Origin of the sequence: Pseudomonas sp. PA-5-4B, assembly GCF_021606215.1 — a bacterium.
Taxonomy (GTDB): Bacteria; Pseudomonadota; Gammaproteobacteria; order Pseudomonadales; family Pseudomonadaceae; genus Aquipseudomonas; species Aquipseudomonas edaphica.
Map to the genome: position 1 here is coordinate 44,890 of NZ_WKDB01000045.1, position 10,283 is coordinate 55,172.

Sequence of the window (10,283 nt, forward strand, 5' to 3'; positions counted from 1 at the left end):
GTGGGGCACAGACCTTTTGGTTACTTTTGGCTGGGCCGGCATTCCGGGCGTTTGCCAAAAGTGACCCGCTGTAAGAGCGGAACCATAAGCCGCCGTTACCCGAATAACGGATATGTACACCGACAAACCGCCATCGCAGGCAAGCCAGCTCCCACAATTAATCGGCGTTGAAACTTACACCAACTCCCGCGCCAGAAACGGTGCGGTACGGCTGGCTTTGCTCTTGGCCACCTTCTGCGGCGTACCACGAGCCACCACCTTCCCGCCCAAATCCCCAGCCCCCGGCCCAATATCAATCACCCAATCCCCCTGGGCCACCACGCGCATCTCATGCTCCACCACAACCACCGTATGCCCCGCGTCCACCAGATGATTAAGCTGGCTAAGCAAGCGATCCACATCCCGAGGATGCAAACCGGTAGTCGGCTCATCCAACACATACAACGTCGCACCCCGGGCATTACGTTGCAACTCGGTCGCCAACTTGATCCGCTGCGCCTCACCGCCGGACAGCTCAGTCGCCGGCTGCCCCAACCGCAAATACCCCAGGCCGATATCACGCAATACCAACAACGAACGCAACACCCCAGGCTGCTCGGCAAACACCTCGACCGCCTGCTCCACGGTCAACCCCAGCACCTGGGCAATGCTCAAGCCTTGCCACTTGATCGCCAACGTCTCAGGGTTATAACGCGCCCCATGACACGTCGGACACGGCGCATACACGCTGGGCATAAACAGCAACTCGACACTGACAAACCCTTCCCCCTCGCAATGGGGGCAACGGCCCTTGGCGACGTTGAACGAGAACTGCCCGGCATCGAAATGACGCTTCCTGGCCGCCGGCGTTGCCGCAAACAATTTGCGCACGTTATCGAACAACCCGGTGTAAGTCGCCAGGTTAGAACGCGGCGTGCGGCCGATGGGTTTCTGGTCCACCTGCACCAAACGTCGAATCTGTTCCAAACCGCTGCTGATCCGCCCACCACTGCTTTGCGGGGCATCATCTTCAAGGCTCGGTTCTTCGTCGCTTTCCAGCACACGGCCCAAGCCTGTGCCCACCAGTTCCAACAGCGCCTGGCTGACCAGACTGGACTTGCCCGAGCCGGAAATACCCGTCACCGCCGTAAAGCAACCCAGCGGGAAATCCACGCTTAGATCCTTGAGATTATTACGCGTCACGCCTTCAAGCTTCAGCCACCCCGACGGCTCACGTCGCGTCGTGCTGCAAACGCGCCGTTCGGCAAACAAATACTCGCGCGTCTGCGAGGCCTGCACATCCGCCAAACCGGCAGGCGGACCGCTGTACAGCACTTGCCCGCCGTGCTCACCGGCAGCCGGCCCCACATCGATCAGCCAGTCGGCCCGGCGCATGGTTTCCAGGTCATGTTCCACCACAAACAACGAATTGCCGGCCGCTTTCAAACGCTCAAGCGCAGTAAACAATGCTTCGCCATCCGCCGGGTGCAGGCCTGCCGAGGGCTCGTCCAGCACATAGATCACGCCGAACAGCTGCGAGCCCAACTGGGTGGCCAGGCGCAGGCGCTGCAATTCCCCTGACGACAAGGTCGGCGTGCTGCGCTCCAGGGACAGATAGCCCAGGCCCAACTCGGTGAGGGTGCTGACCCGCTCCAGCAAGTCCTGGGCGATACGCTGAGCGGCAAGGCGCTTTTCCACCGACAGCTTCATTTTGTCCTGCCCCGCCGCCACCGGGCGCAGCAGCTCGGCCAACTGCGCCAGCGACAGTTGCGACAGCGCGCCGATGTCCACCCCGGCAAACTTCACCGACAGCGCCGCCTTGTTCAGCCGCTTGCCCTCACACGCCGGGCACGCACTGCCCTGCATGAACTGCGACACGCGCTTTTTCATCAGTGCGCTTTGGGTATGGCTGAAGGTGTGCAGGATATAGCGCCGCGCACCGCTGAACGTGCCCTGGTAGCTCGGCTCCAGCTTGCGTTTCAACGCGTCGCGGGTTTGCTGTGGGGTGAAGCCTGCGTACACCGGCACGGTCGGGGTTTCGTCGGTAAACAGAATCCAGTCGCGCTGCTTTTTCGGCAGGTCGCGCCACGGGATGTCCACGTCATAGCCCAGGGTCACAAGGATGTCGCGCAGGTTCTGCCCCTGCCACGCCAAGGGCCAGGACGCCACCGCACGCTGGCGAATGGTCAAGGACGGATCGGGCACCATCAGCGCCTCGGTCACCTCATACACGCGGCCCAAACCGTGGCAGTGCGGGCAGGCGCCCTGGGGCAGGTTCGGTGAAAAGTCCTCGGCGTACAGCATCGCCTGCCCCGGCGGATAACTGCCGGCACGCGAATACAGCATGCGGATCAGGCTCGACAAGGTGGTGACGCTGCCCACCGACGAGCGTGCACTCGGCGTGCCGCGCTGCTGTTGCAGGGCCACGGCCGGGGGCAAGCCTTCGATAGCGTCCACATCGGGTACGCCGACCTGGTCAATCAGGCGCCGCGCATAGGGCGCCACCGATTCGAAATAGCGGCGCTGAGCCTCGGCATACACCGTGGAAAACGCCAGGGATGATTTGCCCGAACCCGAAACGCCGGTAAATACCACCAGGGCATCCCGGGGAATGTCTACATCGACGTTACGCAGGTTGTGTTCGCGGGCGCCGCGCACGCGTACAAAGCCTGGGCGCTGGGCGGTGATCGGGGGGATGTTGCGCTGTGACGTCATGGGCAACCTTGTCTGGCGGTGAGCACGCTGCGCACCCGTTGCGTGAGGGCTTCGGGGCTGTAGGGCTTGCTCAGCAGATGAATGTCGGAGCTCAGCAAATGATTGCTGGAAAGAATGTCGCGGGTGTGCCCGGAGGTGAACAGCACCGCCACCGGCGGGTGCTGCACGCGCGCCCAGTCGGCCAGGTCGGTGCTTTTGACCCGGCCGGGCATCACCACGTCGGTAAAGATCAGGTCCGGCTGCACGCCGTTTTGCAGGGTTTGCATGGCCCGGTCACCGTCTTCGGCGGTCAGTACCGTGTAGCCCGATTGCTGCAGCAACTCGACCACGGTCAGGCGCACGCCTTCGTTGTCCTCGACCACCAGGATGGTTTCCTGGCCGCCACTGTGAGTCGCCTGCTCGGTGTCGACCTCACCACATTCGGGTTCCAGGCTGTGGGGGAAATACATCTGCACTACCGAGCCTTTGCCCTCCTCGCTCCACACCTCCACATGCCCGCCGCTTTGGCGCACAAACCCGAACACCATGCTCAGGCCCAGGCCGGTGCCGTGCCCTTCGCGCTTGGTGGTGAAGAACGGCTCGAACGCACGCTTGAGCACCTCCTGGGGCATGCCGACACCGGTGTCGGTCACTGCCAAACGCACGTATTCACCGGGCTTGATGCTTTTACCGATGCAATCGCCCGGGTTGAGGATGATATTTTCGCCGCTGATGCGAATCACGCCTTCGCCTTGCATGGCATCGCGGGCATTGATCGCCAGGTTGAGCAGCGCGTTTTCCAATTGGTTACGGTCGACATTGATGCACCAGGAATCCTGGGGCAATTGGACGTCAATATGGATGGTTTCGCCCAGGGCGCGTTGAAGCAGCTCGCCCAAGCCTGCGTAGATGCGCTGCGGGTTGTACACCGCCGGTGACAACGGCTGGCGACGCGCAAACGCCAACAGTTGCGAGGACAGCTTGGCGCCGCGCTCCACCGCCGCAATGGCCGCCGTGACCCGGCGCTGCACCTGGGGGTTGTCCGGCTCATTCCGGGCCAGCAGGTGCAGGTTGCCGGCGATCACTTGCAGCAGGTTATTGAAGTCATGGGCCACGCCGCCGGTCAGGCCGCCGATGGCTTCAAGCTTCTGGGATTGGCGCAACTGATCTTCGGCGGCGGAACGCGCTTGCACTTCGGCGGCGACGCGTTGCTCCAGGTTATGGGTGAGTTCCTGGCGCAGGCGCTCGGAATGCACGTGCTCGGTGGTTTCCACCACAATCGCCAACACCCCGGCTGGCTGCTGATTGTCCCCGGCGACGGGGCTGTAATAGAGGTCCAGCCAGACGGTTTCCGGCTTGCCGTTACGCAACAACACCAGGTCTTTGTTGTTAAACGTCAAGGTGCCACCCGCCAGGCAGGTGTCGACCACGTGGCGATTGAACTCGGCCACCTCCGGCCAGCCCAGCTCCACCGGCGTGCCGAGCAAGTACGGATGCCGACCGCCGGCAAACACCGAATAGCTGTCGTTGTAGATCATGTAGCCGGCCCGCCCCCACAGCATCACCATCGGCACGGGCGAGGCCAGCATCATCTGCACGTTGCAGGCCAGGCTGGCGCTCCAGGTGTCAATCGGGCCAAGATCCGTGGCGGACCAATCGAAAGCACGGATACGCTGGGCCATTTCACCGGACCAGCCTTCACAGCCGTAGGGGTTGGATAAAAATTGCATCGGTTGGCTCTGTGCAAAGAGAGGGTATTTGCAACGTTTTGGAGCGCGCCAGCGGCGGATGGTTTCACTTGTTATAAGTTAGGAGGTAATGGCGACAAAAACCACTGCCCTCAATGAAAATCCCGGCTGCGCACATGAATGCCTTCCAGCAGTGGCGTCAGGTCGGTGAGACGCCCGGCAATCAGGTGCCGCACCTCGCCCACCGCCTCCCAGCGCCCGTCGACTTTGAGCAGCCGCGAGCCGACCAGCGCCAGGCGCTGGCGTTCTGCCAGGTCGCGCCAGACCACCACATTGAGGTTGCCGAATTCATCTTCCAGCGTCACAAAGGTCACGCCGCTGGCGGTGCCAGGGCGCTGGCGCCCGGTCACTAGACCGGCGACGCTGACATTGCGCCCATGCTCCACCGCCATCAGCTCCAAAGAACTGCGGCAGCGGCGTTTGCGCAACTCATCACGCAGCAACGCCAGCGGGTGCGGGCCGAGGGTGGTGCCAACCGTGGCGTAATCAGCCTGCAAGTCTTCACCAACCGTCGGCGCCGGCAATTGCACCGCCGCTTCGTCGGGGCTCGGCAGGCCCGCGAACAACCCCAGCTGTTTATGCACGCCTGCCACTTCCCAGCGTGCCCGGTGCCGGTTGCCCGCCAACGCACGCAAGGCCCCGGCATCCGCCAGCAACGCCTGGGCCCGCGCATCCAGGCCAGCGCGGTCGTCCAGGTCGGCAATGTCGCTGAACACTCGACGCTGGCGCGCCGCCTCGATGCGCCGCCCATCCTCCTCACGAAACCCCGAGATCATGCGCAACCCCAGGCGAATCGCCGGTTGCTGGCCGTCGACAGGCTCCAGGCTGCAATCCCAGTCACTGGCCAGCACATCCACCGGGCGGATCTGCAAGCGATGGCGCCGCGCATCCTGCAGGATCTGGTCCGGGCTGTAGAAACCCATGGGCCAGCTGTTGATCAAGGCACAGGCGAACGCCGCCGGTTCATGGCACTTGAGCCAGCAACTGGCGTAGGTCAGCAAGGCAAAACTGGCCGCATGGGACTCGGGGAAGCCATAGCTGCCAAAGCCTTTGATCTGCTCGAAAATCTGCGCGGCAAATTCCTCGCTGTAGCCGTTCTTGAGCATGCCGGTGCGCAGACGCTGCTGATGCGGTTCCAGGCCACCGTGGCGTTTCCAGGCGGCCATGGAACGGCGCAACTGGTCGGCTTCGCCTGGGCCATAGTCGGCGGCGACCATGGCGATCTGCATCACCTGTTCCTGGAACAGCGGCACGCCCAAGGTGCGTTTCAACACTGCCTCAAGTTCCGGTGACGGATAAGTGGTGGGCTCTTCGTTATTCCGGCGCCGCAGGTACGGATGCACCATACCGCCCTGGATCGGCCCAGGCCGCACAATCGCCACCTCAATCACCAGGTCGTAGAAGTTCTGCGGCTTGAGCCTGGGCAGCATCGACATCTGCGCCCGCGACTCGATCTGGAACACGCCGATGGTGTCGGCCTTGCTGATCATTGCGTAGGTTGCCGGGTCCTCCTTGGGGATCGTCGCCAACGCCAGATCGCGGTTGCGATGGCGGCGCAGCAAGTCGAAGCAACGGCGTATCGCGCTGAGCATGCCCAACGCGAGGATATCCACCTTGAGCAGGCCGACGGCGTCGAGGTCGTCCTTGTCCCACTGGATAATGGTGCGCTCGGCCATGGCGGCATTTTCCACCGGCACCAGGGTGTCCAGCGGGTATTCGGAAATCACAAAACCGCCAGGGTGCTGGGACAAGTGCCGGGGAAAGCCGATCAGTTGTTGAGTCAATGTCAGCACACGCCGCAGGATCGGGCTTTGCGGGTCGAAGCCGCCTTCGCGCAGGCGTTCCAGCGGCGGCGCATCTTCACTCCAACGCCCGCAACAGTCGGCCAGCGCGTTGATCTGGTCCGGCGGCAAACCGAGGGCCTTGGCCACGTCGCGCACCGCGCCGGACGCGTGATAACTGCTGACCACCGCCGTCAACGCCGCGCGGGTGCGGCCGTAGCGTTGGAACACGTACTGCAGCACTTCCTCGCGGCGTTCATGTTCGAAGTCCACGTCGATATCCGGCGGTTCATTGCGCTCCTTGGACAGGAAGCGTTCGAACAGCATATCCGTCAGGCTTGGGTCGATTTCGGTGATGCCCAAGGCAAAACACACCGCCGAGTTGGCGGCCGAGCCACGGCCCTGGCACAGGATCGAACGGCTGCGGGCGAAGCGCACGATGTCGTGCACCGTCAGGAAGTAGCTTTCGTAACCGAGGTCGCTGATCAACTGCAATTCCTTGTTGATCTGCTGCAAGGTCTTGGCGTCAACACCGTGTGGCCAGCGCTGGGCAATGCCTTCCTCGGTCACGGTGCGCAGCCAGGATTGGGCATCATGGCCGGCGGGCACCAGTTCGCGTGGGTAGTGGTAGCGCAACTGGCTGAGATCAAAGGTGCAACGTTTCGCGATGGCCAGGGTTTCGTCGCGCAAGGCTTGCGGGTACAGCGCGGCCAACGCCTCGAGGCTGCGTAAATGCCGCTCGCCATTGGGGTGCAGGCGCGTGCCGGCTTCGGCCACCGGCACGTGATGACGGATCGCGGTCATGGTGTCTTGCAAGGCCCGGCGCCCGCGCGCATGCATGTGTACATCGCCGCAGGCCACCGCCGGGATCTGCAGGCTGGCGGCCAGGGCCAGGCGCTGCTGCAAATGGCGCGCATCGTCCTGGCCGCAGTGCAGGTGCACCGCCAGCCACAGGCGTTCGGCGAAGGTGTGTTGCAGCCATTGGAGGGTGGCCTGGGTGTCGCTGTCTTCGGCCACCCACAGCGCCAGCAGGCCGGGCATCGGTTGTTCGAAGTCGGCGTGCAGCAGGCGGTAACGGCCTTTTTCGGCGCGGCGGCGAGCCAGGGTGATCAGGCGGCACAGGTGTTGATAGCCGCTGAGATCTTCGACCAGCAACACCAGTTTCGGGCCGTTTTCGATGCGCACTTCGCTGCCGATAATCAGCGGCAAATCCACCGCCTTCGCCGCCTGCCAGGCTCGTACGATGCCCGCCAAGGTGCATTCGTCGGTGATCGCCAGGGCGCTGTAGCCTTGGCGCTTGGCACGTTCGAACAGCTCCAGCGCACTGGACGCGCCGCGCTGGAAACTGAAATTGGACAGGCAATGCAGCTCGGCATAGCTCATGCGAACCAGCCTTGCAGCCACAGCCCGTCGTTCTGCCCCACACAGCGATAGGCCCAGCCTTGCTGGCCGGCACGGGTGCGGATCAGGTAATAGTCGCGGCGGATATCGGCGCCGTCCCACCAGCCGGATTCGATGCGTTCCGGGCCCATCAGGATCTGCACGCCCTGCTCGGCCAGCAAGGTCGGTTCAGTCAGCAACCAGCCGGGGCGCTGCACCTTGTGCAAGGTCGGGCACGCACGGCTGTCGGCGCTCGCCTGCCAGGCACATTCGGGGCGGTGGTCGGCGTGAAAGCGCAGGCTTTGTACGGCCTCATCGCCAAGCCGTGCGCGCAAGCGTTCGCGCAGTTGCTCCCAAGGCAAGGTTTGTTGCGGGCGATCGTCGAACAGGTCCTGGCGTTGTGGCACAAACACCGGCAGGTCCTGGGCCACCAGGCGGAACCCGCGCACCGGAGAGGTGACTTGCACCTGTTCCAGGCGGCCACGGGCCAGTTCGAACAGCATCGACGGTTCGCGCTCGGCACTGAGCAGGCCGACCTTGATCACGCTGTCGGGCGCCTGGGCGTGTTCCAGGTGCAAGTCGAAGCGCTGCACGCCACTGTCGCGCCCGCAGAGGAAGGCGGACAAGTCACCGGTCAGACGTCGCAATGGGAACAGCAGCGCCTGGTGGGATTGCACGTCGAAATTCAGCTCGATGCGCACGTCGAACTGATCCGGCGGCTGGTAAAACGCCAGGGCCAGTGGGCGCTGCCCGCTCAGGGCATCCAGGTGCTTGAGCAAGCCGGCGTCAAAGCGTCGCGCCAGGGTGTGCCGAGGCAACGCCTGCACCTGGGCCAAGGTACGCAAGCCCATACGCGACAAGGCCGTGGCCGCCTGCGGGTCCAGACCGGCGCGGTCGATGGGCAGTGGCCCCAAGGCTTGCTGCAACGCCTCCTCACCGATCGCCAGGCCATCATAGATATTCGCCAGCACCCGCGCCGCCGCCGGGTTCGGCGCGGCGACGATACGGTGGCGAAAGCCCAATTCGGTCAACTCCTGGCGCAAGCGCGCCTCAAACTGCGGCCACGGCCCGAACAGGCCCAGGCTCGACTCGATCTCGAACAGCAACGCACGCGGGTAATACACGCTGACCTGGGAGCTGAAACGGTAGGCCCAGGCGGCGAGGAACTGCTGCCAGCGCTCGATTTCGGCGGGGTCGTATTCGGCGCTGGCAAAGGTTTTGGCCAGGGCATGCGCGGCCGTCAGCGATTGACCTGATCGCAGGCCCAAGGCGCGGGCGGCGGCATTGACGGTTTGCAGCACGCGGCGCTGCGGTGTGCCGGCCAGCAGTACCAACGGTTGATCCGGCTCAGGGTGCACACGCTGCACCCCGTCCAGCGCCAATTGCGGGAAGACAATACACACCCAGCGCATGGCAACCTCAGTGCCCCGCCAGTGCTATCGGCGCCGGGTGGGCCAAGCCGCCCCGGCACTTGAGCACCCGCACTTGCGCAGGTTTTGCCTCGACGGCCAGGCGCAAGGCGGCGGGCGATGAATTGACCGCCTCGCTCAAAGCGCGCCAGGCAAACGCCAGGGTTTGCCCGGTCTCGGCCGCCACCTGCAAGCGCCGCAAGGCGCGGTCGTCGGCCTTGCGCGGCCAGCACAGCACCGCGCCGCAACTGCCCGAACGCAGGCACTGCTCCACCGCCCACAACACGTCGCGCGCCTCGGCCTGGATCACCGAAAGCTGGCGCAAATCCACCCCGGCGTTCTGCCAGGCGTGGGGGTACGGCGTGTAGGGCGGCGCCACCAGCACAATCCGCTCGCCCGCCGTTGATAAGCGGGCCAGGGTTGGCAACACCAATTGCAGCTCGCCAACGCCCTCCTTCGCCATCAGGATTTCACTCAGCGCCGACTCCGGCCAACCGCCCGTGGGCAACACCGCGTCCAGCGCCGCCAGCCCAGTGGGGTGCACGCTGGCCGGTGGCACGGCGGGCCGGCCTTTCCAGACGCGGCCGCCATTGAACAGCGTATCCAGAGCAACGACGGCGCCCATCAACCTTGCCTCACCAGGCCGCAGAACACCCCTTCGATGGCCAGGTCCTGATCCGGCCCGACCACAATCGGTTGATACGCGGGGTTGCGCGGCAGCAGGCGCACCTGCTCGCCGTGGCGCTCAAAGCGTTTGATGGTGACTTCACCGTCCAGGCGTGCCACCACAATCTGCCCGTTCAAGGCTTCGGCGCTGCGGCGCACGCCCACCAGGTCGCCGTCGAGGATGCCGTCTTCGATCATCGAATCGCCCTGCACACGCAGCAGGTAATCCGGGGTTTTGGCGAAAGTGGCGGGGTCGAGTTGCAGACGATTGTGCACTTCGGCATCGGCGCCGATGGGCAGGCCGGCGGCGACACGGCCGAGTACGGGCACGTCCAGCCATTCGGGACGCGCCGGTTGGTTGAGCAGGCGGATGCCACGGGCCTGGTTGGGGTTGACCTCGATGAAACCGGCTTCGGTCAGGGCCACCACGTGTTTGCGAGCGACGCTGCGCGAGGCAAAGCCGAACGCCTCGGCGATCTCGGCGAGGCTTGGGGGCTGGCCTTGTTGCGCGATACGGTCGCGAATGAAGGTCAGGATGGCGGTGCGGCGGGGGGTCAGGGTTGTCATGGAGTACATTTGTACTCTTGTGGGAAATTTCTGACAATAGCCGGTAGTCGGGATTGGGG

General features: G+C 64.2%; 6 protein-coding genes. All 6 read right to left on the minus strand.

The features are described 5' to 3' along the window. Nucleotides 1-174: 174 nt before the first annotated feature. Nucleotides 175-2,694, minus strand: a complete 2,520-nt coding sequence (gene uvrA, locus GIW28_RS20925) for an excinuclease ABC subunit UvrA (protein WP_236490409.1) — start codon at nt 2,692-2,694, stop codon at nt 175-177. Beyond that, a complete protein-coding gene (locus GIW28_RS20930) occupies nt 2,691-4,403 on the minus strand; it encodes an ATP-binding protein (RefSeq protein WP_099548156.1) in 1,713 nt (570 codons plus the stop codon). The genes uvrA and GIW28_RS20930 overlap by 4 nt, the downstream gene beginning before the upstream one ends. A gap of 110 nt (nt 4,404-4,513) precedes the next feature. After that, on the minus strand, nt 4,514-7,585 hold the full coding sequence (locus tag GIW28_RS20935; RefSeq protein WP_236447845.1) for an error-prone DNA polymerase: 3,072 nt from the start codon (nt 7,583-7,585) through the stop codon (nt 4,514-4,516). Further along, entirely contained in the window at nt 7,582-8,994 is a 1,413-nt protein-coding gene (locus GIW28_RS20940; RefSeq protein WP_236459142.1) for a Y-family DNA polymerase, read from the minus strand. The genes GIW28_RS20935 and GIW28_RS20940 overlap by 4 nt, the downstream gene beginning before the upstream one ends. Before the next feature lie 7 nt (nt 8,995-9,001). Continuing rightward, nucleotides 9,002-9,616, minus strand: coding sequence for a translesion DNA synthesis-associated protein ImuA (gene imuA, locus GIW28_RS20945; protein WP_017135401.1), 615 nt, complete (start codon nt 9,614-9,616; stop codon nt 9,002-9,004). Further along, complete coding sequence (gene lexA, locus GIW28_RS20950; RefSeq protein ID WP_017135402.1) at nt 9,616-10,233, minus strand: transcriptional repressor LexA; 618 nt, start codon at nt 10,231-10,233, stop codon at nt 9,616-9,618. Before lexA ends, imuA begins: the two co-directional genes overlap by 1 nt. Nucleotides 10,234-10,283: the final 50 nt, after the last annotated feature.

Coding starts and splice junctions, on each gene's coding strand:
- lexA (WP_017135402.1), bottom strand. CDS start 10,233: ATGTACTCCATGACAACCCTGACCCCCCGCCGCACCGCCATCCTGACC.
- GIW28_RS20930 (WP_099548156.1), bottom strand. CDS start 4,403: ATGCAATTTTTATCCAACCCCTACGGCTGTGAAGGCTGGTCCGGTGAA.
- imuA (WP_017135401.1), bottom strand. CDS start 9,616: ATGGGCGCCGTCGTTGCTCTGGATACGCTGTTCAATGGCGGCCGCGTC.
- GIW28_RS20935 (WP_236447845.1), bottom strand. CDS start 7,585: ATGAGCTATGCCGAGCTGCATTGCCTGTCCAATTTCAGTTTCCAGCGC.
- GIW28_RS20940 (WP_236459142.1), bottom strand. CDS start 8,994: ATGCGCTGGGTGTGTATTGTCTTCCCGCAATTGGCGCTGGACGGGGTG.
- uvrA (WP_236490409.1), bottom strand. CDS start 2,694: ATGACGTCACAGCGCAACATCCCCCCGATCACCGCCCAGCGCCCAGGC.